The following is a 26483-nucleotide window of genomic DNA, read 5'->3' on the forward strand; positions in this document are numbered from 1 at the left end:
GATCCATCAGACCGGCCTCGCCCTCCTCACGAAAGCGCCTGAGCCACTTGTAGGCTGTGCGGACACTGACTCCTGCGGCTTGTGCTGCATCCTCGACACGTAGCCCATTGAGCATGCGTTGTACGAGAAGGGCTCGACCTCGCGGGGTAAGACGGGCATGTTTATGCAGGTTCATCCGGGGCTCCTGGAAGGCTGTGTTGGTCGCGCTTCCAGAATTCCGGGAACGCCCCGGATGAACAACCTACTGAGAAATCACAGCTAGTCCTGGAAGCCCACCAGCGCCTTGCGATCCAGGATCTCGATGCGCCGACGCTGTACGGCGATCACGCCCGAATCCATCAGACGATGCAGGATGCGCGAAAACGTCTCGGGCTGGATGCCGAGCTTGGAGGCGATCAGGCGCTTGGGTACGTCCAGCGTCAGCACGCCGGTGGTTTCGTCGCAGGTCTGGGTCAGGAAGCGCACCACCCGATGGCTGGCGTTGGCGAGCGTGAGGGTGTCGATCTCGTTCATGCGCTGGTGCAGCCGCACGCTGACGGTCGCCAGGATGTCCAGGCAGACGCTCGGGTGCTCTTCCAGCAGGCGACGATAGCCGGCGCCGTGCAGGCTCGCGACGAGGCTGGGCTTGAGCGCAGTGGCGCACACCGGGTAGGTGCTGGTGCCGGTGAACAGCAGCGCCTCGGCGAAGGCGTCGCCGGGCCGCATCACCTCCACGAGCTTTTCCTGCCCATCGCTGACCACGCGGTGCAGCTTCACCTGGCCGCTGAACAGGAAGTAGAAGCGGTCGGCCCGGTCGCCCTGGTGGAACAGCGGAGCGCCGGTCGGCAGCTTGCGTACGTTGGCGGCCATGCACACCTCGTGCAGCGCCGCCTCGGGCAGGCGGCCGAACAGGTGGTGACGGCGCAGCTGGGCGACGAGTGAGGGTTCGGTCAGCATGCTGGCCTCCGGGAGTCGATGGATTGCCGGCATCCTAGTGAGGTGGGCGAAGCGTTTTCCTTGACCTCCGACAACTCCGCCGCGGTTAGCGGGGCGGTGCCGCCGATCGTCGGGCTCCATGCCGCCGGACAGCCTTGACGCCCGTCAATTCCGTTTCGCCCATTCGCCACTAGAGTCGCTCCCCATCATCTTGTGTTCATTTATGGGTCAAGGGGCTAGATATGGTGATGGAGCAGGGGGCGGGCATCAGGACAACCGAGTCGCCGGTGTCGATACGCAAGCGTGACGGGCGTCTGCTGGCCTTCGAGCTGGACAAGATTCTCCATGCCATCACGGTTGCCGGGGAAGCCACTGGCGAGTTCGATGCGGCCATCGCCACGACGCTGGCCGACGCCGTCCGGCTGCGTCTGGCCGGTCGTCGGGTGGTCGAGGTCGAGCAGGTGCAGGACAGCGTCGAGCGCGTCCTGATGGAGGCCGGCTACTACGACACGGCGCGCGCCTACATCGTCTACCGCGAGCGCCATGCCCGGTTGCGCCGGGACCACAAGGCCGTGGTCGACGTCGCCGCCTCGATGAACGAATACCTGTCCCGTGAAGACTGGCGCGTGCGTGCCAACGCCAACCAGGGCTATTCGCTGGGCGGCCTGATCCTCAACGTGTCGGGCAAGGTCACCGCCAACTACTGGCTGGACGAGGTCTACAGCCCCGAGATCGGCGCCGCGCACCGCGAGGGCGACCTGCACATCCATGACCTCGACATGCTCGCCGGCTACTGCGCCGGCTGGTCGCTGCGCAGCCTGCTCAACGAGGGCTTCAACGGCATCGCCGGTCGCGTCGAGGCCGGCCCGCCCAAGCACCTGTCCAGCGCGCTGGGGCAGATGGTCAACTTTCTCGGCACGCTGCAGAACGAATGGGCCGGCGCCCAGGCGTTCAGCTCGTTCGATACCTACCTCGCGCCGTTCGTGCGCAAGGACGGCCTGAGCTACGCCCAGATCCGCCAGGCCATGCAGGAATTCATCTACAACCTCAACGTGCCGTCACGCTGGGGTACGCAGACGCCCTTCACCAACCTGACGTTCGACTGGGTGTGCCCGGAAGACCTGCGCGAGCAGATTCCGTACATCGGCGGCGAGGAAATGCCCTTCGCCTACGGCGACCTGCAGGCGGAGATGGAGCTGATCAACCGCGCCTACATCGAGGTGATGCAGGCCGGCGACGGGCATGGCCGGGTGTTCACCTTCCCGATCCCGACCTACAACATCACCCATGATTTCCCGTGGGACAGCGAGAACGCCGACCGGCTGTTCGACATGACGGCCCGCTACGGGCTGCCGTATTTCCAGAACTTCCTCAACTCGGACATGAAGCCCAACCAGGTGCGCTCCATGTGCTGCCGCCTGCAACTGGACGTGCGCGAGCTGCTCAAGCGGGGCGGCGGGTTGTTCGGCTCGGCCGAGCAGACCGGCTCGCTGGGCGTGGTCACCATCAACTGCGCACGGCTCGGCTACCTGCACCAGGGCGACAAGGCGGCGCTGTACGCGCATCTGGATGCGCTGATGGAGCTGGGCCGGCAGAGCCTGGAGGTCAAGCGCAAGGTCATCCAGCACCACATGGACGCCGGCCTGTACCCCTACACCAAGCGTTACCTCGGCACGCTGCGCAATCACTTCTCCACGATCGGCGTGAACGGCCTGCACGAGATGGTGCGCAACTTCACCGACGATCAGGACGGTATCCACACCCCGGCCGGCCGTGCCTTCGCGCTCGAGCTGCTCGACCACGTGCGGGCCACGCTGGTGCGCTTCCAGGAACAGACCGGTCACCTCTACAACCTGGAGGCGACGCCCGCCGAAGGCACCACCTACCGGTTCGCCAAGGAAGACCGCAAGCGCTTCCCGGACATCCTCCAGGCCGGTAGCGACGAGGCGCCGTACTACACCAACTCCTCGCAATTGCCGGTCGGCTTCACCGACGACCCGTTCGAGGCGTTGCAGCTGCAGGACGAGCTGCAATGCAAGTACACCGGCGGCACCGTGCTGCACCTCTACATGGCCGAGCGGATTTCCTCGGCGCAGGCCTGCAAGACGCTGGTCCGCAACGCCCTCGGCCGCTTCCGCCTGCCGTACCTGACCGTGACGCCGACCTTCTCGATCTGCCCGGTGCACGGCTACCTGGCTGGCGAGCACGAGTTCTGTCCGAAGTGCGACGAGGTGCTGCTGGCCAGGCAGGCCGAGTGCTGCGCCTGACCACCAGCGGCCACCGATTTTCGCGAGCAAGCTCGCTCCTACGGTTATCCCTACCCAGCAAGCAAGGAGTAATACCCATGACCCAAGCCACCCAACTGCCCGAAGCCCAGCGCCAGCGTTGCGAAGTCTGGACCCGCGTGATGGGCTACCACCGCCCGGTCACCGCGTTCAACCCGGGCAAGCAGTCCGAGCACCGCGAACGCCGTCACTTCACCGAGCGCGCCGCCGGGCTCGCCTGCGCATGAGCGAAGCGCTTCGGGTCGGGGGGCTGGTCCCCCTGACCACGCTCGATTTCCCCGGCCGGCTGGCGTGTGTGCTGTTTTGCCAGGGCTGCGGCTGGAAGTGCCGCTACTGCCACAACCCGCAGCTCATCCCCAGTCGTGGCGACAGCGAGCTGGCGTGGGCGGACATCCGCGCCTTCCTCGAACAGCGCGTCGGCCTGCTCGAGGCGGTGGTCTTCAGCGGCGGCGAGCCGACCCTGCAAGCGGCGCTGGCCGACGCGATCGACGAGGTTCGCGCGCTGGGTTTCAAGGTCGGCCTGCACAGTGCGGGCATCAAGCCCAAGCTGCTGGCCAAGGTGTTGCCGCGGGTGGATTGGATCGGTTTCGACGTCAAGGCGCTGCCCGAGGACAGCGCGCTGATCACCGGCGTGCAGGGCAGTGGCGAGGCCAACTGGCGTAGCCTCGAGCTGTTGCTCGACAGCGGCGTCGACCACGAATGTCGCACCACCGTGCACTGGCATCTGTTCGATGCCGCCAAGCTCTGGCGCCTGGCCGAACGGCTGCGGGCGACCGGCGTGGAGCGCTTTGCCGTGCAACTGGTGCGTACCGCCCGAATGCTCGACGAGCACCTGCCGGAGGCGCGCGCTCCCTACGACCAGCAGACGCTCTGGGACCGGCTGGATCGACTCTTCCCGTCCTTCGTGCTGCGCGGTTGACGGGCGCACACCTGATCCGCAGACGTGCGCCCGCTCATCACAGCCACCCGCCTGAGGTCGTCTCGGCGCGAGAGAACATCCATGCCTCGACTGCCGCGCGGTTACCAGGGCAGGGTCGAACCTTCGTAGTCGACGTAGCGGATACCGCCCTGGCCGGCAGCGGCGATGACCTGCTTCAGCATGCCCTGGCAACTGGTCTCGATATCCAGCGGCGCCTGCTCGCCGCCCATGTCGGTGCGCACCCAGCCGGGGTGCATCAGCAGCACGGTCGGCGCGCCCGCCTCGAGCCCTAGTGCGAAGCTGCGCACCAGATGATTGAGCGCCGCCTTGCTCGCGCCGTAGAGCGGCATGCCCATGCCGGGCCCGGCTTCGACGCTGCCCATGATCGAACTCATGAACACCAGCACGCCAGCCGGCGCGACGTTGGGCAACAGCCGTTCCGCGAGGCGAACCGGCGCCACCGTGTTGGTCAGGAACAGCTCGGCGACCGCGCTCGGCTCCGCCTCGCCGGCATGATTCACGCGCGGACCGGAGACGCCGGCGTTGACGAACACCACGTCGAACACCCGGCCTTGCAGCCGTTCGGCCAACGCAGCGACGCTGGCGGTATCGGTCATGTCCAGGGTCTCGACCTCTGCCTGCGGCAGGGTGGCCAGCGCAGGGGCATTGTGCTGGTCGCGCACCGTCGCGGTGACGGCCCAGCCCTCGCGGCTGAAAGCATGGGCAAGGCCGAGGCCGAGCCCGCGGGAGGCGCCGATGATCAGGATCGATTGGGTCATGCTGTGGGTTCCTTGAGGTTGGACGTCCGGGAATTGTGCCGGCTGGCCGCGGCCGGGACGAATCGATCGCTTCGAATGGCCTTATCGCCTGCGTCGATGCGTTGCGAGCGGACGGCGCATGGCTGTCAGGTCGCCGCCGGTTGCAGACCGCAGCCCTTGAGGATGACGCGCGTCACGTCCTGCGTGGCGGCGGCGAAGTCGTCGCGTGTCAGGCGCTTGCGACCGGTGATGCGGCGGATCTGGTCGGAGAAGTCGGCGTAGTGCTGGGTGGCGCTCCAGATCAGGAAGATCAGGTGCATCGGCTCGACCGGGTCCATGCGTCCGGCCTCGATCCAGCCCTGGATCACTGCGGCGCGACCGAGAAACCAGCGCCGGTAATCGTCGTTGAAATACGACGACAGGCAGGCGCAGCCACCGATCACTTCCATCGCGAAGATCTTCGAGGCCTGCGGGTGGCGGCGGGAGAACTCCATCTTCTGCCGGATGTAGCCGGCAAGCGCCGTGGCCGGATCGTCATCCACGTCCAGATGATCGAAGGCCTCGTCCCACAAGGCGAGGATGTGTCGGATGACCTCGACATACAGCCCCTGCTTGCTGGCGAAGTAGTAATGCAGGTTGGCCTTGGGCAAGCCGGCGCGCTGGGCGATGGCATTCATGCTGGTGCCCTTGTAGCCGTGACAGGCGAACGCCTGCGCCGCGGCGGCGAGAATCAGCTCCTCGTTGCGCAGGCGGATGCGACCGGCGGGCCGGGCGGTGGCCGTGTCGAGGGCGAGCGTTGCGTCGAAGGTGTTCATGCGTGGGGTCTCTGCCATCGCGGGAGCCGCCCCGCATCGGCGGGACGGTCCATCAGGTCTAGCAGAAGAACCGGGCGGGTGCCGCCGGGCGGCCCGCCGCGCGTCGCCTGGCGGGGCGAGGCGGCGCGCCGTCAAGGGTTCAGAAGTGCGCCTTGACCAACAGGCTGGCGGTGTTCTGGTCGGTGCCGCCGAGGATTTCGTCACCGACGAAGCTATCGTCGTCGACGCCGTACTTGTCCTTCCAGTAGTCGTATTCGATGCCGACGTAAAGCTGCTTCTCGCCCCAGTTCAACGCCTTGCCCAGGTCGTACTTGATCTGTGGGTTGAAGTGCAGGTTGGCGTGGTAGCTGTCGTCGTTGTCGACCACCCAATCCATGAAGCCGTCGATCAGCAGGTCCGAGCGGCCGACCGGAAGAGTGAAGGCCCACACCGGGGTGACCTGCCAGACGCCGTCCCCATCGCGGTCGCCGTCGGCTTCGCGGCGGTAGAGGTTGAGGTTCAGGTAATCGAACCCCGGCACCGCCAGGTCGATGGCCGGGCCGATCAGGTAGGACTCGACGTCGCCTTCGCCGAATTCGTAGGTCGCGGCCAGCAGCACATCCTTGACCGGGCCGACGCCGATGTCGGTGCCGGTCAGCTTGCCCAGCGACAGGCGCGGCGAGAGTTCGCCGTAGAAGCTGCTGTCATCGTGGCCGTCGTCGTTGCCCTTGCCGTTGTAGTGGATGCTGTCGAGGAACAGGAACAGATCGCCCGCCGTCCAGCCGCTGACGTGCTCGAAGGTGAAGGTCTGCTGGATCGGTGCGTCGATCGTGAAGTCCTGGCCGTAGAGGTAGGTCAGGCTGTTGCTGTGCCAGAGCATCGGGCTCTCGGCCAGCGCCGGGCCGGCCAGCAGCAGGCCGGACGCCAGGGCGGCGGTTTTCAGTCGAAGGGTCATCGGAGGCTCCTGTGTGTGGGCTTCACCGTGCGAGGGCGACGGTGACGCGCAGGTCTGTGCCTGCGGCGGGCGGCGATTCTGAGGCATTCGCGGCGGCAAGGGCAGTCGTTTCCTCGGGGGCATGCGGTGCGGCGGACCGGCGCGGCCACCGCATGACCTGTGCGTTTTGTTTACAGACGCATCCAGCCGGCTCTCGACCTGTCGCCTGCGTTTACATAGGGTGGCGGCCATTGGCGAACGGGATTGCCCGAGGAGGTGCGTGTGTTGCTTTCGATGCTGGATTGGCGATGGCTGGCCGGCGCGGTGTCGCTGCTGGTCGCGGGGGCGTTCGTGCTGCTGCGCCAGCATTGGCGGGTCGGCGAGCTGCGAAGCGCGTTGGACATGGCGCTGGCGCAGGTCGAGGCGCAGCGGCAGTCGCTCGAGCGGCACATCGGCGAGAGCCGCGAGCTGCATTCGGCGGTACGCGCCGAGCGGGCGCATGTCGAGCAGCTGGAGCGGCAGCTGGATATCGCACGCGACGAAACCGCCATGCTGCGCCATGACGCGGCCCAGCGCGGCGAGCAGCTCGCCGACACCCGCAGCCAGGCCGAAGCCGCCAAGGCGCAGCGCCTGCAACTGGCCGAGCAGCACGAGCAATTGCGCCAGGCGCATCAACGGCTGGTCGAGCAGCACGAGGCGCTGCAGGATCGCTTCGCCCAGCAGGCCCGCGAGCACGCGACCCTCGCCAGCACGCTGGAGCAGAAGGAGCAGCACTTCGCCGAACAGCAGCAGCTGCTCAAGGAGAGCCGCGACCAGCTCAAACTGGAGTTCGAACAGCTCGCCGGGCAGATCTTCGAGGCCAAGGGGCAGGCTTTTTCGCAGCACAGCCAGCAGTCGCTCGACGCCTTGCTCAAGCCCTTCCGCGAACAGATCGAGGGCTTTCGAAGCAAGGTCGAGGACATTCACCACAAGGATGCCCAGCAGCAGGCCGCGCTGATTAATGAGCTGGCGCATCTGAAGGAACTCAATCGCCAGATCACCCAGGAAGCCCATGACCTCAGCACGGCCTTGCGGGGCCAGAAAAAGGCGCAAGGCAACTGGGGCGAACTCATCCTGGAAAACGTGCTGGAACGCTCCGGGCTGATGGCCGGGCGCGATTTCAAGCGCGAGGTCAGCATCGATACCGACGACGGGCGCAAGCGGCCGGACGCGATCGTCTACCTGCCGCAGGGCAAGCACCTCGTTATCGACGCCAAGGTCTCGCTCAACGCCTACACCCGCTACATCAATGCCGAGGATGACGCCGAGCGCCGCATCGCGCTGGGCGAGCACGTCAGTGCCGTGGCGCAACGCATCCGCGAACTGGCGGACCGGAACTACCACGCGCTGCCTGGCCTGCGGGCGCCGGAGATGGTGTTCATGTTCGTGCCGGTGGAATCGGCCTTCGTCGAAGCGCTCAAGGCCGACGAGACGCTCTTTCAGAAGGCCATCGAGCGCAACGTGCTGGTGGCCACGCCGACCACGCTGCTGACCAGCCTGAACATCGTCCGCCAGCTCTGGCGCTTCGAAGACCAGAACCGCCACACCGCCGAACTGGCCGACCGCGCGACCAAGGTCTACGACAAGCTGCGCACCTTCCTGGGCAGCATGGATGGCGTCGGCAAGAGCCTGGACAAGGCGCAGGAGGCGTATCGCAAGGCCTGCGACCAGCTCGTCAGCGGCAAGGGCAACCTGGTCAAGCAGGTGAACGACTTCCGCCAGCTCGGCGTGGCGGTCAAGGGCGAGATCGGCGAGGCCTGGGTCGACCGCGCCGACCTCGAGCTGGGCCTCGCACCGCAGGCGACGGTCGTGCAGATCGAGCGGGAGTGATGGCCGGGCGCCTGGCGCCGTACCGATCGACCCCGCCGTCCTCGTCGCCCGACATCCCGTCCGGGGTGGCCGTATCGGTAGCCGTAGGAGCGAGCTTGCTCGCGAAGGGCCGGTGAGTCGAAAAGCTTCGCCAGCAAGCTCGCTCCTACAGGTAAGCGCCGCGGTTCGGGCTTTTTCGTAGGAGCGAGCTTGCTCGCGAAGCGGGTGGGATTTCGACCGACGGAACGGCGAATGGCGGAAGGGCGCAATGGCGAACGGCGAATAATGGCGGAACGACGAAACGGCGATCGTAGGGCGCATTCGCGAAGCCATGCATCGGTTTCGCATCGGTGGTGTCGCCGGCGGATTGTTCGCTGCGCTCCTGAATCCGCCCTACGGTGTTGGCGTTACGCCGGGTGATCCGATCGCGAGCAAGCTCGCTCCTACAGGTAAGCGCCGCGGTTCGGGCTTTTTCGTAGGAGCGAGCTTGCTCGCGAAGCGGGTGGGATTTCGGACCGACGGAACGGCGAATGGCGGAAGGGCGCAATGGCGAACGGCGAACGGCGAATAATGGCGGAATGGCGGAATGGCGATCATAGGGTGCATTCGCGAAGCCATGCACCGGTTTCGCATCGGTGGTGTCGCCGGCGGATTGTTCGCTGCGCTTTTGAATCCACCCTACGGTGTCGGGGTTTCGCCGGGTGAGCTGACCGCGAGCAAGCTCGCTCCTACAGGTGGGGCTGTTCCCGTCTTCAGGACAGCCCCGACTCATCACAGGAAGGTAAACAGCGTCTCCTTCGGCAGGCGCGACTTCGGCAGGCCGGCGTTGAAGTCGCTGTCGCTGCGATAGCCCAGCGCGACCATCACTACGCTGGTCAGGCCGCGCTCGCGCAGGCCCAGCGCCTGGTCGAGGGCCTTGGCATCGAAGCCTTCCATCGGCGTGGCGTCGATGCCCGCGGCGGCGGCACCGAGCAGCAGCGTACCCGCCGCGAGGTAGACCTGCTTTTCCATCCAGTGCGGCAGGTCCTTGTGTTCGTAGCGGTGCAGGTCGACATAGCCCGCGCGCGTGGCGTGCTGGGCCGCGCGCGCTTCGGGCTTGGCGAAGCGGCCGTCGCGTTCCTCCTGATCGAGCAAGGCCGTCATGTGTTCGGGCGTGATGTCGGTGCGGGCGCAGAACAGCACCACGTGCGAAGCGTTGAGGACCTTCGGCTCGTTGTAGGCGAAGTTGCCCTGCGTGCCCTTGGCCAGCCGGGCCTTGCCTTCCGCGGTCGAGGCGACCACGAAGTGCCAGGGCTGCGAGTTGACCGACGAGGGGCTGTGGTGCAGCAGCTCGAGCAGTTCGTCGACCGTTTCCTGCGCGATGGTGCGGCTCGGGTCGTAGGCCTTGGTGGCGTAGCGTCGTTTAGCGGCGGCGGTGAGGCTCATGTTTCCGTTCTCCTGTGGTGAATTAGCGATGATCGAGCGCGACCGCCTGATCAAAAACCTGCCAGTACTACCTTGCCCCGCGCCTTGCCGCTTTCGATCAGGGCATGGGCGCGGCGCAGGTTGGCGGCGTTGATAACGCCGAAATGCTCGCCGAGCGTGGTGCGCAGCGTCGAGTCGTCGATCAGCGCGCTGACCCGGTTGAGCAGCTCATGTTGGCGAAGCATATCGTCGGTCTGGAACAGCGAGCGGGTGAACATCAGCTCCCAGTGCAGCGACAGGCTCTTGCGCTTGAGCGGCAGGGCATCGAGCTGCGCCGGGTCGTCGATCAGCGCCAGCTTGCCTTGCGGGCGCAGCACCTCGATCAGCTGCGCGTAGTGCTGGTCGGTGTTGGTGAGGCTGGCGACCTGGCTGACCTCCGGCACGCCCAGCGCCTGCAACTGCGGCGCGAGCGGACGGCTGTGATCGATGACGTGATGCGCGCCGAGCGACTGCACCCAGTCGCGGGTTTCGGCGCGCGAGGCGGTGCCGATCACGGTCAGCCCGGTCAGCTGCCGGGCCAGCTGCGTCAGGATCGAACCCACGCCACCGGCCGCTCCCATGATCAGCAGGCTCTCGCCCTGGCCGGCCCCTTCCCGGTTGCCGAGCCTGTCGAACAGCAATTCCCAGGCGGTGATAGAGGTCAGCGGCAACGCGGCAGCCTGGGCGAAATCCAGGCTGCGCGGCTTGTGGCCGACGATGCGCTCATCCACCAGCTGCCGTTCGCTGTAGCTGCCGGGACGGGTCAAATCGCCGGCATAGAAGACTTCGTCGCCCGGCTGGAACAGCGTCACCTGCGAACCGACCGCACGCACCACGCCGGCCGCGTCCCAGCCGAGCACGCGCGGCGCGTCGGTCGGCGAGCCGCGGCGAACCTTGGTGTCGACCGGATTGACCGAGAGTGCGCGCACCTCGACCAGGAGATCGCGCGGCCCCGGTTGCGGCTCCGGCAGGTCGAGTTCGATCAGGGCCTGTGGATCGTCGATGGGCAGGTCATGCTGGCGATAGGCGATGGCTTTCATGCGGGGCTCCTATGAAAAAGGCAGGGCGCGATGCTGACCTGTCCCGTTTTCAGCAAAAAGAGGCAGAATCGGGCATCACTTTCTCGGCAGGAGGGAAAATGCTCCGATTCGACGACCTCGCGCTGTTCGTCCGCTCGGCGGCTCTGGGCAGCTTTTCCAGCGCGGCGCGCGAGGTGGATCTGCTGCCCGGGCAGGTCAGCGCCGCCATCCAGCGTCTGGAGCGTGAGCTGGACATCCGCCTGTTCGCGCGCTCGACCCGCAGCCTGCGGCTGACCGCCGAGGGCGAGCAGTACCTGCCCTATGCGCGCGAGGTACTGGAGACGCTGCGCGAGGGCCGCGAGCGCCTGCGCCCGGAGAGCGCCGAACTGCACGGGATGCTGCAAGTGGCGGCGCCATCGGATTTCGGCCGCAACCGCCTGCTGCCCTGGCTGGACGACTTCCGTGCGCTGCACCCACGGCTGCAAGTCCGCTTCTTTCTGTCGGATCAGGTGGCCGACATCTTTCGCGATCCGATCGACGTGGCGATTCGCTACGGGCGCATGGAAGACGCAAGCTTCGTCGCGCTGCCCCTCGCGCCGGCCAACCGCCGGGTGCTGGTGGCATCGCCCGAGTACCTGATCCGCAGCGGTCGGCCGTCGACGCTCGACGATCTGGCCGGGCACGCGGGCCTGATCTACATGCTGCATGGGCGGGCGTACGACAAGTGGGCCTTCGAGCTGGAGGGGCGCCGGCGGGTGGTTCCGGTCGCCGGCGCGCTGTTCAGCGATGACGCCGATGTGGTGCGCCGCTGGGCCGTGGCGGGGCAGGGCGTCGCCTACAAGTCCTGGCTCGATGTCAGCGACGACGTTGCCGCCGGACGGCTCGAGGTGCTCTTGGACGGGGTTGGGGCCGCGTTGCCGCTGCATCTGGTCTGCCCGCACCGGCGACAGTACTCGCCGGCGATCCGGCAGCTGCACGGTTTGTTGCGGGCTCGCTGCGAGGCATTGACCGATGCGCTCGCCGCGTGGCCGGCATAGACCTTAGCGGAACGGCTAGCGGCCAGGCGGGTCTCGATGCGGTAACGTTGCCTCTTTGTCCGCCCCGGAGATCGCCATGCCCCGCCTGAACCTCAAACGCTTCGCCCCGCTTGCTGCCACCGCAGCGCTCGCCGCGCTGGTCGGTCCGTTCATGCCTGCTGTGCACGCGGCCGCGCCGGCCCAGCAGACCGTGCAGGTGCCGGGCTTCTATCACTTCTCGCTGGGCGATGCGCAGGTGACGGCGCTCTACGATGGCTACGTCGACCTCAAGCCCGAGCTGCTCAAGGGCGTTTCGGCAGAGGACCTGCAAAGCCTGCTGGCCAAGATGTTCCTCGATTCGAGCAAGGGCGTGCAGACGGCGGTCAACGCCTTCCTGGTCAACACGGGAGGCAACCTGGTCCTGGTCGACACCGGGGCGGCGTCCTGCTTCGGACCGACGCTCGGCGTGATCCAGGCCAACCTGAAAGCGGCCGGCTACCGGGCCGAGCAGGTCGATTCCGTGTTGCTCACCCACCTGCACGCCGATCACGCCTGCGGGTTGCTGGACGCCGCCGGCAAGCCGGCCTTCCCGAACGCGACCGTCTACGTACCTCACGCCGAGGCCGCGCACTGGTTGGATCCGGACGTGGCGGCCAAGGCGCCGAAGGAGGCGCGCGGCTTCTTCGAGATGGCGCAGACCGCGGTCGAGCCTTACCGGGCGGACAGCCGATTGGTGATGTTCGAGCCGGGCGACAGCCTGGTCGGCGGCATCACGGCGGTGCCGCTGATCGGCCACACGCCCGGGCACACCGGTTATCTGGTCGCGTCCGGCGGCAAGAGCCTGCTGCTGTGGGGCGACGTGATCCATAGCCACGCCGTGCAGTTCGCGCGGCCGGAGGTGGCGATCGAGTTCGACGTGGACAGCGCCAAGGCGATCGAATCGCGCAAGAAGGTGCTCGCCGATGCCGCACAGGACAAGCTGCTCATCGGCGGCGCGCACCTGCCCTTTCCGGGGTTGGGCCACGTTCGCCAGGACGGCGAAGGCTATGCCTGGGTGCCGGTCGAGTACGGCCCCCTGCGCACCGATCGCTGATCCCTTGCCGCCGCCCTCTGTCGCGGGCGCGGCGGCTCTGCTAAACCTCACCTGAACGGCAGGCGTTCCAGACGCATCTGGCGCCTGCTCCAGCAGCTCGCATGCTGCCCCGACCCGAGACGCTGCCCACGTGTCGATTCGCTCCCGTCTGATCTGGCTCGTATTGGCGGTCCTGGCACCGACCCTGGTGTTCGCGGCGCTGGCGACCTTCTCGGTCTATCAATCGCAGTGGAAGCGCGTCTCGCAGAGCATGCGGGAGACCACTCACGCGGTGGCGCTGGCGATCGACCGGGACCTGGCTCGCTACGACGCCATTCTGGCGACGATGGCCATGTCGCCGGGACTGACCAACGGTGACCTGTCGACCTTCCACCGGCGGGCCTCGCAGCTCGCGCGACCGCTCTGGACGGGCATCGTGGTGTATGACGCCGAAGGCATCCCGCTGCTCGATACGCGCCGGCCCTACGGCGAACCCCTGCCGATGCCGCCCAGCTTGCCGAGCATCATCGCCCGCTCGCAGATGGACGTCAGTCCGTTGTTCACCGATCCGGTGGACGGCAGCTACGCCTTCGCCCTCCATCGGCCGGTGCTCCGGGACGGCAAGGTGATCAATTACCTTGGCATGGAGTTTCCCGCCTCGCGGATCGCCGCCACGCTGGCCGAGCAGGGAATGCCCAAGCGCTGGCTCGGCGTGGTCATGGACCAGCGCCACGTCGTGGTCGCGCGGACGCGCAATCCCGAGGCGCACATCGGCGAGCGCGCCAGCGAAGATTTTCGCAAGGCGCTCAGCGAGCGGCCGGCGGGGGTGGTCGAGTCCACCACGCTCGACGGCGAGAAGGTCCTGTCGTTCTTCAGCCGCGCGCATGACTCCGGCTGGACGATCGTGATCGCCATTCCGCGAAACGAACTGCTCGCCAGCGCGCTGGCATCGATCGGTACGGTGCTGGCAGGCATTCTCATCGTGCTGGCGATCGCCATCGGGCTGGCCTTCGCCGTTGGGCGGACCATCACGCGCCCGCTGGCCCTGCTCGACGAGGCCGCGAAGGCGCTGGGACGGGGAGAGCCCGTCAGCGCGCCGATCACCGGCATCGACGAGACCGACCGCACCGCCCGGGTGCTGGCCGATGCGAGCCAGAAGATCCATCGCGCCAGCGCCGACATGGCCGAGCAGGTGGCGGCCGCCGTGGCGCAGGCCGAGCGCTCGCACCAGGCGCTGCTGCAAGGCCAGAAGCTCGAGGCGCTGGGCCGGCTGACCGGCGGCATCGCCCATGATTTCAACAACCTTCTGCAAAGCATGACCGTCGGTTTGCAGCTGGCCGACATGCTCTCGACCGATCCACGCGCCAAGCGCGCGCTCGATGCCTGCCAGCGCTCGGTGGGGCGCGGTACCCAGCTGACACGGCAACTGATGACCTTCAGCCGCAACCGCACCGACGAATCCAGGCAGCTTGACCTGCGCGAGCTGGTGCTCGGCATGAGCGATCTGCTCGGAGGCGCCTTGCCGAGCCGCGTGGTGCTGCGGTTCGACCTGCCCGAAGGCGCCTGGGTGACCGTCGCCGACCCGCTGCAATGCGAACTGGCGGTCCTCAACATGGCGCTCAACGCCCGCGATGCGATGCCGCAGGGCGGGCAACTCGTCATCAGCCTGACGGGCACGACGCTCGCCGCCGGCAATCGCTTCAATCTGCCTGACGGCGACTACATCGAGCTGCGCGTTTCCGATACCGGTCACGGCATGAGCGCCGAGGTGGCGGCCAAGGCGTTCGAGCCCTTCTTCACCACCAAGTCGGTGGGCGAGGGCACCGGGCTCGGGCTCGCGCAGGTGTATGGGTTCGCGCGCCAGTCGCAGGGCATGGTGACGCTCGACAGCCGGGTTGGCGAGGGCACTCGCATCGCCCTGTTGCTGCCTCGGGCCGCGCGCGCGGCCATGCCGCAGGTCGCTGAGTCAGCGCAGCGGCCATTGGTGGCGGGTCAGGCACGGGTGCTGCTGGTGGATGACGATGCCGAAGTGCGCGACGTGGTCGCGCCCATGCTCGAGGCGCTCGGTTATCAGGTGGACGTGGCGAGCGATGCCGAGTCTGCGCTCGGCCGCCTCGAGGCGGCGAACGAGCCGGCGATCGATGTGCTGTTCTCCGACATCGTGATGCCCGGCCGGATGGACGGCGTCGGGCTGGCGCAGACGGTCCGCGAGCGCTATCCGGGCGTGCCGATCCTGCTGGCCACCGGCTACACCGAGCGCGCGCCCGCCGAGCATGGCTTTCGCGTGCTGGCCAAGCCGTTCGACATCGACCTGCTCGCCGGCGCCTTGCGCGAGGCGGTCGAGACGCGCGCGGGCTAGGCGGCGGCGCGCTCCAGTTGTTCGAGAAAGTGCAGCAGGGCGACCTCCTCGCGGCGCAGCCACTTACGTTCGCGCGACCGCTTCAGGCGCTGGAGCGCGCCGGCCTGGAAGGCGTCGAAGACCGCCGGATGGATGTAGCACTTGCGGCACACCGCCGGCGTATTGCCGAGCTGCTGCGCCACGGCCTTGACGATCTCGGTCAGCCGGGTGGGCGTTTCGGGATCGGCCTCACCGACGCGCAGGGCCTCGAGCGCCAGCGCGGTGCCGGCCCAGGTGCGGTAGTCCTTGGCGGTGAAGGCGTCGCCGGCGTGCCGCTGCAGGTACTGGTTGATGTCCGACGAGCTGACCGCATGGCGCTCGCCAGCCTCGTCGAGGTACTGGAACAGCTGCTGTCCGGGCAGGTCCTGGCAGCGCTTGACGATGCGAGCCAGGCGCGGGTCGTTCACGCGCAAGGCATGCTCGACGCCGCTCTTGCCGCGAAAGTTGAAACGAATCGAACGGCTGTTCACCTCGACGTGACGGTCGCGCAGGGTGGTCAGGCCGTAGGATTTGTTGTCCCGTGCGTAGCAACTGTTGCCGACGCGAATCAGCGTGGCGTCGAGCAGCGAAACCACGGTGGCGATGACTTTGTCGCGTCCGATGCCCGGTTGCGCCAGGTCCTTCTCGACGCAGGCACGCAGCCGCGGCAGGGCCCGGCCGAAGGCGAGCATGCGCTCGTACTTGTCTTCGTCGCGAACCTCGCGCCAGCGTGGGTGATAGCGGTACTGCTTGCGGCCGCGGGCGTCGCGACCGGTCGCCTGCAAGTGCCCGTTGGGGTCCGGGCAGATCCACACCTGCGTATAGGCCGGTGGAATGGCGAGCCGGTCGATGCGGTCAATTTCCGCGGGATCGCGGATGCGCTCGCCCTGCGCGGTGAAATAGGCAAATCTGCCGCGCAGCCGACGCCGGCTGATGCCGGGTTGCTGGTCGTCGACATAGTGCAGATCGGGCGGCAGCGAGGGGCACAGCGCGGTGCCGAAGTCGGCAGCCGGGTCGCGCCCTTCGGGCCGCTCGCCAACGGCAAGCGGTGGCGCCTCGGTCCGTGTGTTCATGATGTCTCCTGCGGCGGCCGGCCAGGCCTGGGCCGGATACAGGGAAGACCGAAGCGGGGCGCGCGGGGTTCAGTCCGCAGGATCGGGCAAGCGCGCGAGACGATTGGATAACGCACCGCCGCGGGCCTTCTGCTTCAATGTCGAGCAGCAATCACTGCCGAGGCCGGTTCGCCGGCGCGGGCGCCACGTCAGACCTACTGAAGGACTTCGCGATGGACATGAGCACCACCCACGTCCTGCCGGACATCGATGCCTACCGCGCCGAGCTGGTCCGCCTGGTGATGCGTCGGGCAACCGAGCCGGGCGCATTCGAGACCGCGATCGCGCCGCTGCACTTCTTTCGCTGCGACAGTCCGAGCGACCTCATCCACACCCTCTATCAGCCGGCGCTGTGCCTGATCCTGCAGGGACGCAAGGAAGCGCGCCTGTGGGACGAGCGCTATGTCTACGACCCGCTGAATTATCTGGTGGTCTCCGTGACGCTGCCAGTCGCCGGCCAGGTGATCGAAGCCAGCCCGGATGCCCCTTACCTGGGCATCCGGCTCGATATCGACCCGGCCGAGATCGCCCAGCTGATCGCCGATACCGGGCCGGTGGGGCTGTCGAGCGAGTCCTCGCGCGGGCTGTTCGTCGAGCGTATCGACGCCACCCTGCTCGATACCATGCTGCGCCTGGTGCGCTTGCTCGACACGCCACGGGACATCGCCATGCTCGCGCCGCTGGCGCTGCGCGAGCTTCACTACCGCCTACTGAGAGGTCGGCACGGTCGTCGCCTGTACGAGATCGCGGTTGCCGACACGCAGACGCACCGGGTGACGCGCGCCATCGAGTGGCTCAACCGGCACTATGCCAAGCCGTTGCGCATCGAGGAGCTGGCGCGCCTGAGCAACCTCAGCAGCTCGACCCTGCATCACCGCTTCAAGGCCGTGACGGCGATGAGTCCACTGCAGTACCAGAAGCAGCTGCGCCTGCAAGAGGCGCGGCGGCTGCTGATCAACGAAGGCCTGGACGTGGCGGGCGCCGGCTACCGGGTCGGCTACGAGAGCCCGTCGCAGTTCAGCCGCGAATACAGCCGGCAGTTCGGTTGCGCCCCGTCCAAGGATGTCGAGCGCCTGCGCCAGAGCGCCTGATCAGAACCAGCGGTCGTTGCGCTTTCGGCCGCGCGTCATCGCCGGCAGGATCAGCCCGGCGAGCAGGCCGGCGCCGGCGATGCTGCCGCCATAGACCATGTAGCGCATCAGGAGCCGGTTGTTCTCGTCGCCCAGGCGTGCCTGCGCGGTGCGCAGCTCGGACTGCGCCTCGCCGAGCGCACTGTTGAGCGATTCGCTGCGCGCCTGCAGCTCTTCGATCAGCGCCTTGCGGGCTTCGAGCGTTTCTTCCATTCCCTGCACGCGGGTCTGCCAAGTCTCGTCGATGGTGCGCAATTGCTCGGTCAGTTCGGCGACCTGCTGCTCGAGTTGCGGCAGGCGTTCGGCCTGGCCCGGTACGGTCTGTAATTCGGCGCTGGGAATCCACACGGTGTCGCCTGACGCGGTACGCACCTGGCTGTAGTCGCCCTGGCTGCCGAGCAGCTCGACCTTGTCGCCGGAGGTGAGCGTTCCGACGATCCGGTATTCGTCGGTCGGGCCGCTGCGTACGTATGCATTGAGGCTGTCGCTGACCCAGCGATCGCCGTTGTCGGTCTGCGCCTGGGCGGCGTTGTCGAACGCGACGAAGAACAGGCCCAGCAGGGCGGCGCTCAGCACGCGGCGAGACGATTTAATTTTTTTGTAACGAGGTGAGTTGAGCATGGGTGACTTCGATGGAAAGGGAACGAAAAAGGCCCCTGAACAGAACCTGTGAAGGGCCGCTTGGCGACTGGGCATGCGTACGACGGCAGCTCGGTCGGCGGGGCAACGACGCGCTGCGTCGCGGGTTGGAGTGCCCCCGAGGTGTTCGGGCGAGCGATCGGGGCCAGAGGCCATCCCGAGTCGATCTACAGGGCCGCAGACCGTTCTCATTGCGGGAAGTTCAATGCCCTCTCTGTAATTGCCCAGGCGTACCCATTGCGGCTGTGAGCCGCGTCATGCCTGGCTCTGGCGGGGCAGCGCGTGGCCAGTCGGGGTCTGGCGCCCGACGGCATTCGTCAGAAGGCGTGGCCGGCTTGGCGGATGCCTGTGCGCCGCAAGCCCGACGGCGCTGTTGGTCGCTGCCGTGTGCCACTACAATGCGCGGCTCTCTTTTCGAGGCGCGCCTCGCGTGCCTCCCTTCGCTTCGCAGGACGACGCTTTGATCTCCACCGCAAACATCACCATGCAGTTCGGCGCCAAGCCGCTGTTCGAGAACGTTTCCGTCAAATTCGGCAACGGCAACCGTTACGGCCTGATCGGCGCCAACGGCTGCGGCAAGTCCACCTTCATGAAGATCCTCGGCGGCGAGCTCGAGCCGTCGGCCGGGCAGGTGATGCTCGAGCCCAACGTGCGACTGGGCAAGCTGCGCCAGGATCAGTTCGCCTACGAGGATTTCAGCGTCATCGACACGGTGATCATGGGCCACACCGAGCTGTGGGCGGTGAAGGCCGAGCGCGACCGCATCTATTCGCTGCCGGAAATGAGCGAAGAAGACGGCATGAAGGTCGCCGAGCTGGAGGTCGAGTTCGCCGAGTTCGACGGCTACACCGCCGAATCGCGCGCCGGCGAGCTGCTGCTGGGCCTGGGCATTCCGCTGGACCAGCACTTCGGCCCGATGAGCGCGGTGGCGCCCGGCTGGAAACTGCGCGTGCTGCTGGCGCAGGCGCTGTTCTCCGACCCGGAAGTGCTGCTGCTCGACGAGCCGACCAACCACCTGGACATCAACACCATCCGCTGGCTGGAAGGCGTGCTCACCGCGCGCAACAGCACCATGATCATCATTTCCCACGACCGCCACTTCCTGAACAGCGTGTGCACGCACATGGCCGACCTGGATTACGGCGAGCTGCGCCTGTTCCCCGGCAACTACGACGAGTACATGACCGCGGCGACCCAGGCCCGCGAGCGCCTGCTGTCGGACAACGCCAAGAAGAAGGCGCAGATTGCGGAATTGCAGACCTTCGTCAGCCGCTTCTCGGCCAACGCCTCCAAGGCCAAGCAGGCCACCAGCCGGGCCAAGCAGATCGACAAGATCCAGCTCGAGGAGGTCAAGCCCTCGAGCCGCGTCAGCCCGTTCATCCGGTTCGAGCAGACCAAGAAGCTGCACCGCCAGGCAGTGACGCTGGAAAACGTTAGCCAGGGCTACGACGGGGTGCCGCTGTTCAAGCGCCTCGGCCTGCAGATCGAGGCTGGCGAGCGGGTCGCCATCATCGGCCCGAACGGCATCGGCAAGACCACGCTGTTGCGCACGCTGGTCGGTGAGATGCCGACCATGAGCGGCGAGGTGAAGTGGACCGAGAGCGCCGAGGTCGGCTACTTCGCGCAGGATCACGCCGAAGACTTCGAGACCGACATGACCCTGTTCGACTGGATGGGCCAGTGGACCAAGGGCGGCGAACAGCTGGTGCGCGGCACCCTCGGCCGGATGCTGTTCTCCAACGACGACATCGGCAAGTCGGTGAAGGTGATTTCCGGTGGCGAGCAGGGCCGCATGCTGTTCGGCAAGCTGATCCTGCAAAAGCCCAACGTGCTGGTCATGGACGAACCGACCAACCACCTGGACATGGAATCGATCGAAGCGCTGAACCTGGCGCTGGAAAACTACCCGGGCACGCTGGTGTTCGTCAGCCACGACCGCGAGTTCGTCAGCTCGCTGGCCACGCGCATCATCGAACTGTCGGAAAACGGCGTGACCGACTTCTCCGGCACCTACGACGACTACCTGCGCAGCCAGGGCGTGATCGTCTGATGCCCTAGCGCGACGGGGGCGCCTGCTCGAGGCGTCGCTGTGCGCGATCGAGGGTCCAGGCGATCAGCAGGCCGCCGATCGCCATCAGGAGCGCGGCGAGAAAGACGCTGCGCAAGCCCGCCCAGGTGGCCAGCACGCCCATGATGGCGCCGGCCAGACCGAGCGCCAGATCGAAGAACATCGCGAATACGCTCAACCCTGCGCTGCCGTTGGTGCCGCCGACGCGCGATACCACGCCCACGCCGAGCGCCGGGTACAGCAACGACAGCCCGCAGCCGGTCAAGGCCGCGCCCACCAGCGTGACGGTGGGTGTATTGGCGGCCCAGAGCAGGGCCAGTCCGAGGGTTTCCACCGCCAGGCAGGCGATGGCCACCGGGTAGCCGCCGACCCGGTTGATCAGGTTGGGGAACAGCAGCCGGGTGCCGATGAAGGTGCAGGCATAGGTCGTCAGGCACCAGGCGGCGCCATCCCAGCCGCGGGCGGCGTAGTACAACGCGATGAAGGCGCTCAGCGTGCCGTAGCCCATCGTGCCGAGCGCCAGGCTCAGTCCGTGCGGCATCACCTTCCACAGCACCTGCCCGAACGGCAGCCGCTTGCCCGGGTTGAGCGGCGCGGGCCCCTTGCGCGAGGCGAGGTAATAGCCGGTCAGCGACAGCAACAGGGTCAGCGCGCCCAGGCTCCAGAAGCCGAGGGTATCGGCCAGCAGCACGCCCAGCGGCGCGCCGACGCCGACCCCGCCATAGGCGGCGATGCCGTTCCAGGAAATGATGCGCGGCGTATGCGCTGCGCCCAGCGTGTTCAAGCCCCAGCTGATGGCCGAGATGCCGATCAGGCTCTGGGTGAAGCCGAGCAGCACACGACTGACGAGCAGGATCACCAGGCTGGCGACCGGCCAGGCCGTCAGCCACGCGGCGATGAAAAGCAGCACCCCGCTGGCCGCACAACTGAGCATGCCGATCATCACCGTCTTGCGCGCACCCAGCTCGTCGGCCAGGCGACCGGCGAGCGGCCGGCACAACAGCGTCACCAGGTACTGCACGCCGATCACGATGCCCGCGACCGTCGCACTGAACGCGAGGGACTCGTGCACGTAGCCCGGCAGCACCGCCAGCGGAATGCCGATCGAAATGAAGGAAATGAAGTTGAAGATCACCAGCGACAGGATCAGCAGCGTGCTGGCGCTGTCGGCTGTTGGGGTATCGCTCATGGGCTGGCCTGTTCGAAAGATCGGCAAGCCAGGCTCCACCGACCTGAAAGTAATGCGCGCCGAAGGGAGCGCCTGGTCATCAGTCGTATGACCTCAAGAATAGCCGGTCGTCCGGTTCGAGTCGCCGATTGAGCGCCGGAACTTCCGAGGCATGCGTGCTCATGCGACCAAGACAGAAACGAAAAAGCCCTGCGGAGCAGGGCCTTCGGGAAGCTGGAGCGGGCGAAGGGAATCGAACCCTCGTCATGAGCTTGGGAAGCTCAGGTAATGCCATTATACGACGCCCGCGTGGGGTGCCTTTTTACCAGAAGGGCGGCGGCAAATGAAGCGGCTTTTCGTCGACTCACACGGCGGCGATTTCGGCGGCGGTGAGCGGGCGGTGCTTGCCGGGACAGAGGCTGGGATCGAGTGTCAGCGGTCCCATGCGTTCGCGATGGATCGCCAGGACCGGGTTGCGGAACTGGCCGAACATGCGCTTGATCTGGTGATAGCGCCCTTCGTGCAGCGTCAGCCGGGCCTCCCGTGGGCCGAGCAATTCGAGCGCGACCGGCCGTGTCGTCAGATTCTCGAAGCGAAAGTACAGGCCCGCGGCGAAGGCTTCGATACAGGCCTGCGTGATGTCATTGGCGGTTTCGACGCGATAGGTCTTGCCCAGCACGCTGCCGGGCAGGGTGAGCCGCCGGGACCACTGGCCGTCGTTGGTCAGTACCAACAGCCCGGTGGAGTTGCCGTCCAGCCGGCCGGCGATGTGCAGGTCGTTTTTGTCCGCGTGGTCGATAAGGTCGATCACGGTGCGGTGATCGGGGTCGCGGGTGGCGCTCACGCACCCGGCCGGCTTGTTCAACATCAGGTAAAGCGCCGGTTTGCCGGCCTGGATGACGCGTCCGTCGACCGCTACGTGATCGAAGGCGCTGACCTCGGCCTCGCCGCAGACGAGGGTTTGGCCGTTGACGGTGACGTGCCGGGCGGCGAGCAGCTGCCGGACCTGGCGTCGGCTGAAATCCGGCTGGTTGGCCAGGAGGCGGTCAAGTCGCATCGTCGGCTCCGGCGAGTCGCTCGAGGCAGCGCTGGCAGAGACAGGCGCGCCGCCAGTCGTCCGGGTTGGGCGATACGGCCTCGCGAGGGAGCCTCAGGTCGAAGCACCAGCAACGCTCACCGGGCCCGGCGGCTGTCTGGCATCGGTTGGTTTCCCCGCACGCGGGGCAACGGGTCGGGTCGTGGTCATTCATGGCGCAGCCCTCGGGTAGCGCATGCTCCGATGAGTGGCCATCCGACCGCAAGTCGCGACATGGATTGAAACCATCCGTCCGTCCAGTCGGCTGACGACGGCAGCTGGCTGTGGTCTGATCTGGTGGCCGGACAGTCTTTCGACCGGCACGGAGGTGGTGCATGAAGCTCGGTATCTGGATAGCGCTGGTCGGTCTTTCGCTGACCCTCCAGGCACAGGCAGGCGATCGCCGGGACGGCGTATGGATCTACCAGGCGGGCGATGGGTTCACACAGGACCGCCATCCCTATCGCGCAAGTTCCCAGCCACCGCGCCATCGCTACGATCCGCGCAGCCCGTATCCGCATTACCCGCGCCATCGCAACAACCTGCCGCCGGACAACCGGCATTACGTGCCGCCGCAATTCCGCGATCGTTATCCGGCGCAGCGCGACTACCGGCGCCCGCGCTGGGACGACAACCGCCATCGAGGCTGGCGTGCGGCGCCGCGCGACCGTGGCGATTGGCGCCATGACTGGCGCAACGATAGGCGATACGACCGGCGGCCCGACTGGCGAAGCGACCGGCTGCGTCCGCGCCATGACTACCGGCCGCCCCGGCACAGCGTGGGCGGCGGTTTCTATATCCGACGCGATTGAGGCGGTTACACCAGATCGGCGAGCGGGTGCGGTCCGTCCCAGCTGGGCTCGAAGTGCGCATCGACGACGGTGGTCGGCACGCTGTCGATCGTTGGCCAGTGCCAGTGGGGCGGTCGTTTCTCGATCAGGCGCCCGCGAACCCCTTCGGCGAACTCAGGGTGACGGCAGCAGTTGAGGCTCATGCCGTACTCGAGCCGCAGGATCTCGGCGAGCGATCGGTAACGGCAGTGCCGAAATTGCGCCCAGATCAGATGCGCGGTGAGCGGGCAGCCGGCCATGAGCGTCTCTGCCGCCTGCGCGAGCACTGCATCCTGATCGTTGCGCCAGGCCGCGATCGCATGCCAGGCAGCCGGCAGGTCGGCGACGTCGAGGTCGCGGTCGATCACTGCGCGGCGTGAGGCCAGCAGCGCCTCGGGCCGGGCCTCGCGGGCGTCCAGTTCCAGTGCCTTGAGCAGGCTGTTGAGCTGTGCCGGGGCCTGTTCGTCCCAGTTGATTTGCGCAAGGCCGTCGAGCAACGCGGGTTGCTGATCGTCGCGCAGGCACCGGTCGGCCAGGCCGAGATCGAGCGCGTCGGTGGCATTGACGCGGCTGCCGGTCAGCGCGAGGAACAGGCCCATGCGTCCGGGCAGGCGCGGGAGGAACCAGCCGGCGCCAACGTCCGGATAGAGCCCGATGCCGATTTCCGGCATGCCCAGCTGGCTGCCGGGCGTGACGATGCGGATGCCGGCCGCCTGCAGCAGGCCCATGCCGCCGCCGAGCACATAGCCATGGCCCCAGCACAGCAACGGCTTGGGGAATCGGTGAAGGCGAAAGTCGAGCCGGTATTCGTCGGCGAAGAAGCGAGCGGCGAGGGGGGGCACGCGGCCGGGCTGATCCAGGCACGCCAACGCCAGCTGGCGCACGTCACCGCCGGCGCAGAAGGCCTTGTCGCCAGTGGCGCGCAACAGCACGCAGACGATCGTCGGGTCGTGCGCCCAGCGATCGAGGTGATCGAGCAGGGCTTCGATCATCGGCAGGCTGAGCGCATTGAGACTGGCAGGCGAATCGAGCGTGGCGAGGCCGATCTGCTTGCCGTGCTGCGAGGGATGGGTATCGAACCTGACGTTCATCTGAGCTCCTGCGTGTGCGTCGGCCTCAGCGGTTGCGCCAGACCGGATCGCGCTTGGCGAGAAAGGCGGCGATGCCTTCGCGCGTGTCGTCGTATTCGAACAGCTCGAGAAAGGCTTCGCGCTCGGCGGCCGCGAAGGTGTTGGGGCCGCGCGCCCGAACGCCGTCGATCAAGGGCTTGATCTTGCGCACCGCGACCGGGCTCTGCTGCGCCACCCGACTGGCCAGCAGCAGGGCATGGCCGCGCGCTTCGCCGGGCTCGACGATCTGTTCGATCAGCCCGATGCGCAACGCCGTTTCGGCATTCAGGCGTTCGCCGCAGAGCATCATTCGCTTGGCCCAGCCTTCGCCAACCAGCCAGGTCAACGCCTGGGTGCCGCCGGCGCAGGGCAGCAGGCCTACGGCGGCTTCCGGCAAGCCGAGCTGGGCCTGCCGTTCGGCGATGCGCAGGTCGCACGCCAGCGCACATTCCAGGCCGCCGCCGAGGGCGTAGCCATTGATGGCGGCGATGGATACGCCGCGAAAGTCGCGCAGCTTCTCGAAGGCTTCGCCGAAGCGCTTGGCCAGTTCCCGCGCGCGCAGGCGATCGCCGCCGGCAAACTGGTTGAGGTCGGCTCCGGCACTGAAGAAGCGCTCGCCCTGGCCGGTGATGACCAGGGCGTAGACATCGTCGTCCTGGTCGAGGTGTTCGATGATCTGGCGCAGCCCGATCAGCGATTCACGGTCCCAGGTATTGGCCGGCGGGTGATTGATGGTGATCAGCGCGGTGTGCCCGTGCTTCTCCACGGTCAGCTTGTGGGTGAGGTCGAACACGCCGGCCTGATAGGGTTCGAGGGCGGTCGTCATGGCTCGCGGACTCCTTTTGATCAACGCGTCGGGCACCAGAGGCCCGGCGCTCGCTCAATGCAATTCATCGACGAGGCGGCGTCCCCAGGCGACGCCCTGGGTGGCCGCCTCCTGGACGCTGGCGTAGTGGCGATCATGGTCGACCTGCGCGGGAACGACGATCTGCTGGTCCCGAACCACTTCCACGGCCATCGCCCAGAGCGTCTTGCCGAGGCTTTCGTATTCATAGCCGGTCATGTGCACGATCATGTCGTAGCCTTGGTACAGGCACCGGTGGCTATGGGGGATCTGGTGGTCGCTGCCCGGCGGTATGTGCGTCGGCGTCTCGAAATAGGGTCGTTCGGCATCCGGCTTGAATATCCGTCTCGTCATCACTGCACCTCTCTGCCAGACCATAGCCCTTTGGCCCGGACTGGGCGGCCAATGTTCCCGGCGCTGGCCGAAAGGCGGAATTCCACGCCGGTCCGCGAGTCTCTAGCGAGAGCCTGTACGGAGCCCCTCATGAACTCGCCTGCGACCGTTTCAATCGATGTCTGGAGCGACTACGTCTGCCCGTTCTGTTACCTGGAGCTGCCTCTGATCCGGCAGTTGCAGCGCGATTACGGCACGCGGCTGGCGGTGTCCTGGCGGGCGTTCGAATTGCGCCCCGAGCCGCTGCCGACCCTCGAGCCGGAGGGGGATTACCTGCGCGATACCTGGGCGCGCGCCGTCTATCCGATGGCCGAACTGCGGCGCATGGCGCTGCGCTTGCCGGCGGTGCAGCCGCGCAGCCGCATGGCGTTCGAACTGGCCCGGTTCGCCGCGGACAACGGTCGCTTCGATGCGGTGCATGAGGCGCTGTTCCGGGCATTCTTCGAAGAGGGGCTGGATATCGGCGACGAGGCGGTGCTGCTGGAACTGGCTGAACGAGAGGGGCTGGACACCGAGGCGCTGCGGCACGCCATCGAGACCGGTCGCTACCTCGAGGCGATCTTCGCCGATCGCCAGGAAGCAGAGCATTGGGGCATTCGCGGCGTGCCGGCCCTGCTGGTTCGCGGACAGCGCAACCCGGAGCAGGCGCAGGTGATCGCCGGCGCGGTGGACTTTCCCAGGCTTCAGGCGGCGGTCGAGCAGGCGCTGGCCTGGCAATAGGCCAGCCCCTGCGTG

26 protein-coding genes and 1 tRNA gene are annotated in these 26483 nt (G+C 67.1%); 11 read left to right on the top strand and 16 right to left on the bottom strand.

Annotated elements, in window-relative coordinates:
* Together D7325_RS00005 and D7325_RS00010 are read right to left on the bottom strand one after the other, a co-directional pair.
* Positions 1 to 175: leucine zipper domain-containing protein (locus tag D7325_RS00005; RefSeq protein ID WP_162987973.1), on the bottom strand; the 175-nt coding region annotated here is incomplete at its 3' end.
* Positions 176 to 258: 83 nt separating this feature from the next.
* Positions 259 to 936, bottom strand: coding sequence for a Crp/Fnr family transcriptional regulator (locus D7325_RS00010; protein ID WP_120992968.1), 678 nt, complete (start codon positions 934 to 936; stop codon positions 259 to 261).
* Between the two features lie 227 nt (positions 937 to 1163).
* On the opposite strand from D7325_RS00010, the gene D7325_RS00015 reads away from it, so the two are divergent.
* From D7325_RS00015 to D7325_RS00025, 3 genes are all read left to right on the top strand, one after another.
* Entirely contained in the window at positions 1164 to 3182 is a 2019-nt protein-coding gene (locus D7325_RS00015) for a ribonucleoside triphosphate reductase (RefSeq protein WP_120992969.1), read from the top strand.
* Positions 3183 to 3259: 77 nt separating this feature from the next.
* Positions 3260 to 3427, top strand: a complete 168-nt coding sequence (gene nrdD / locus D7325_RS00020; protein WP_120992970.1) for an anaerobic ribonucleoside-triphosphate reductase — start codon at positions 3260 to 3262, stop codon at positions 3425 to 3427.
* The gene (locus tag D7325_RS00025; RefSeq protein WP_120992971.1) at positions 3424 to 4119 is read left to right on the top strand and encodes an anaerobic ribonucleoside-triphosphate reductase activating protein; all 696 of its coding nucleotides are present in this window, start codon (positions 3424 to 3426) and stop codon (positions 4117 to 4119) included. The genes nrdD and D7325_RS00025 overlap by 4 nt, the downstream gene beginning before the upstream one ends.
* A 101-nt stretch (positions 4120 to 4220) precedes the next feature.
* Here D7325_RS00025 and D7325_RS00030 read toward each other — a convergent pair whose 3' ends face one another.
* From D7325_RS00030 to D7325_RS00040, 3 genes are all read right to left on the bottom strand, one after another.
* Positions 4221 to 4898, bottom strand: a complete 678-nt coding sequence (locus D7325_RS00030; RefSeq protein ID WP_120992972.1) for an SDR family oxidoreductase — start codon at positions 4896 to 4898, stop codon at positions 4221 to 4223.
* A gap of 125 nt (positions 4899 to 5023) precedes the next feature.
* Positions 5024 to 5692 carry a TetR/AcrR family transcriptional regulator gene (locus tag D7325_RS00035; RefSeq protein ID WP_120992973.1) on the bottom strand — a complete coding sequence of 223 codons (669 nt, stop codon included), beginning with the start codon at positions 5690 to 5692 and terminating at the stop codon, positions 5024 to 5026.
* Positions 5693 to 5831: 139 nt separating this feature from the next.
* Positions 5832 to 6626, bottom strand: coding sequence for an outer membrane protein OmpK (locus D7325_RS00040; RefSeq protein WP_120992974.1), 795 nt, complete (start codon positions 6624 to 6626; stop codon positions 5832 to 5834).
* A gap of 261 nt (positions 6627 to 6887) precedes the next feature.
* Between D7325_RS00040 and D7325_RS00045 the strand changes: the two genes are divergently transcribed.
* A complete protein-coding gene (locus tag D7325_RS00045; protein ID WP_245961977.1) occupies positions 6888 to 8474 on the top strand; it encodes a DNA recombination protein RmuC in 1587 nt (528 codons plus the stop codon).
* A 750-nt stretch (positions 8475 to 9224) separates the two neighbouring features.
* On the opposite strand, the gene nfsB is transcribed toward D7325_RS00045, so the two are convergent.
* Complete coding sequence (gene nfsB / locus D7325_RS00050) at positions 9225 to 9878, bottom strand: oxygen-insensitive NAD(P)H nitroreductase (RefSeq protein ID WP_120992975.1); 654 nt, start codon at positions 9876 to 9878, stop codon at positions 9225 to 9227.
* Between the two features lie 50 nt (positions 9879 to 9928).
* Positions 9929 to 10936, bottom strand: a complete 1008-nt coding sequence (locus tag D7325_RS00055; RefSeq protein ID WP_120992976.1) for a zinc-binding alcohol dehydrogenase family protein — start codon at positions 10934 to 10936, stop codon at positions 9929 to 9931.
* Positions 10937 to 11034: 98 nt separating this feature from the next.
* Here D7325_RS00055 and D7325_RS00060 point away from each other — a divergent pair, with 98 nt between their 5' ends.
* From D7325_RS00060 to D7325_RS00070, 3 genes are all read left to right on the top strand, one after another.
* Positions 11035 to 11952: a LysR family transcriptional regulator gene (locus D7325_RS00060; protein ID WP_120992977.1), complete on the top strand. Its 918-nt coding sequence runs from the start codon at positions 11035 to 11037 to the stop codon at positions 11950 to 11952.
* A 151-nt stretch (positions 11953 to 12103) separates the two neighbouring features.
* Positions 12104 to 13024, top strand: a complete 921-nt coding sequence (locus D7325_RS00065; RefSeq protein WP_218565171.1) for an MBL fold metallo-hydrolase — start codon at positions 12104 to 12106, stop codon at positions 13022 to 13024.
* Between the two features lie 130 nt (positions 13025 to 13154).
* The gene (locus D7325_RS00070; protein WP_120992979.1) at positions 13155 to 15362 is read left to right on the top strand and encodes an ATP-binding protein; all 2208 of its coding nucleotides are present in this window, start codon (positions 13155 to 13157) and stop codon (positions 15360 to 15362) included.
* Here the strand turns inward: D7325_RS00070 and D7325_RS00075 are convergent.
* Positions 15359 to 16453, bottom strand: a complete 1095-nt coding sequence (locus D7325_RS00075; protein WP_120992980.1) for a DNA topoisomerase IB — start codon at positions 16451 to 16453, stop codon at positions 15359 to 15361. The genes D7325_RS00070 and D7325_RS00075 overlap by 4 nt on opposite strands.
* 212 nt (positions 16454 to 16665) lie before the next feature.
* Here D7325_RS00075 and D7325_RS00080 point away from each other — a divergent pair, with 212 nt between their 5' ends.
* Entirely contained in the window at positions 16666 to 17583 is a 918-nt protein-coding gene (locus D7325_RS00080; RefSeq protein WP_120992981.1) for an AraC family transcriptional regulator, read from the top strand.
* Here D7325_RS00080 and D7325_RS00085 read toward each other — a convergent pair whose 3' ends face one another.
* Positions 17584 to 18243 (bottom strand): TIGR04211 family SH3 domain-containing protein, encoded by a 660-nt coding sequence (locus D7325_RS00085; protein ID WP_120992982.1) that lies wholly within the window; start codon positions 18241 to 18243, stop codon positions 17584 to 17586.
* A gap of 478 nt (positions 18244 to 18721) precedes the next feature.
* On the opposite strand from D7325_RS00085, the gene D7325_RS00090 reads away from it, so the two are divergent.
* The gene (locus D7325_RS00090; RefSeq protein ID WP_120992983.1) at positions 18722 to 20311 is read left to right on the top strand and encodes an ABC-F family ATPase; all 1590 of its coding nucleotides are present in this window, start codon (positions 18722 to 18724) and stop codon (positions 20309 to 20311) included.
* 4 nt (positions 20312 to 20315) lie between these two features.
* Here the strand turns inward: D7325_RS00090 and D7325_RS00095 are convergent, their stop codons facing one another.
* The 4 genes from D7325_RS00095 to D7325_RS19390 form a co-directional block, all read right to left on the bottom strand.
* Complete coding sequence (locus tag D7325_RS00095; RefSeq protein ID WP_120992984.1) at positions 20316 to 21518, bottom strand: MFS transporter; 1203 nt, start codon at positions 21516 to 21518, stop codon at positions 20316 to 20318.
* 214 nt (positions 21519 to 21732) lie between these two features.
* Positions 21733 to 21806, bottom strand: a tRNA-Gly gene (locus tag D7325_RS00100).
* Positions 21807 to 21861: 55 nt separating this feature from the next.
* Positions 21862 to 22554, bottom strand: a complete 693-nt coding sequence (locus tag D7325_RS00105) for a pseudouridine synthase (protein ID WP_120992985.1) — start codon at positions 22552 to 22554, stop codon at positions 21862 to 21864.
* Complete coding sequence (locus tag D7325_RS19390; protein ID WP_342769567.1) at positions 22544 to 22909, bottom strand: cysteine-rich CWC family protein; 366 nt, start codon at positions 22907 to 22909, stop codon at positions 22544 to 22546. The genes D7325_RS00105 and D7325_RS19390 overlap by 11 nt, the downstream gene beginning before the upstream one ends.
* Here D7325_RS19390 and D7325_RS00115 point away from each other — a divergent pair.
* A complete protein-coding gene (locus tag D7325_RS00115) occupies positions 22908 to 23384 on the top strand; it encodes a hypothetical protein (RefSeq protein WP_120992987.1) in 477 nt (158 codons plus the stop codon). The two genes, D7325_RS19390 and D7325_RS00115, sit on opposite strands and share 2 nt — an antisense overlap.
* Before the next feature lie 5 nt (positions 23385 to 23389).
* On the opposite strand, the gene D7325_RS00120 is transcribed toward D7325_RS00115, so the two are convergent.
* Genes D7325_RS00120 through D7325_RS00130 form a run of 3 tightly spaced genes read right to left on the bottom strand, consistent with a single transcriptional unit; the run spans position 23390 to position 25709 of the window.
* Positions 23390 to 24493 (bottom strand): enoyl-CoA hydratase/isomerase family protein, encoded by a 1104-nt coding sequence (locus tag D7325_RS00120; RefSeq protein WP_120992988.1) that lies wholly within the window; start codon positions 24491 to 24493, stop codon positions 23390 to 23392.
* A gap of 25 nt (positions 24494 to 24518) precedes the next feature.
* Positions 24519 to 25337 (bottom strand): enoyl-CoA hydratase, encoded by an 819-nt coding sequence (locus D7325_RS00125; protein WP_120992989.1) that lies wholly within the window; start codon positions 25335 to 25337, stop codon positions 24519 to 24521.
* 54 nt (positions 25338 to 25391) lie between these two features.
* Entirely contained in the window at positions 25392 to 25709 is a 318-nt protein-coding gene (locus D7325_RS00130; protein WP_120992990.1) for a hypothetical protein, read from the bottom strand.
* A 129-nt stretch (positions 25710 to 25838) separates the two neighbouring features.
* Between D7325_RS00130 and D7325_RS00135 the strand changes: the two genes are divergently transcribed.
* Positions 25839 to 26468 (top strand): DsbA family oxidoreductase, encoded by a 630-nt coding sequence (locus tag D7325_RS00135; protein ID WP_120992991.1) that lies wholly within the window; start codon positions 25839 to 25841, stop codon positions 26466 to 26468.
* The last annotated feature ends 15 nt before the right edge of the window (positions 26469 to 26483 follow it).

Source organism: Stutzerimonas urumqiensis (genome assembly GCF_003640395.1).
In the GTDB taxonomy this organism is placed as follows: Bacteria; Pseudomonadota; Gammaproteobacteria; order Pseudomonadales; family Pseudomonadaceae; genus Stutzerimonas; species Stutzerimonas urumqiensis.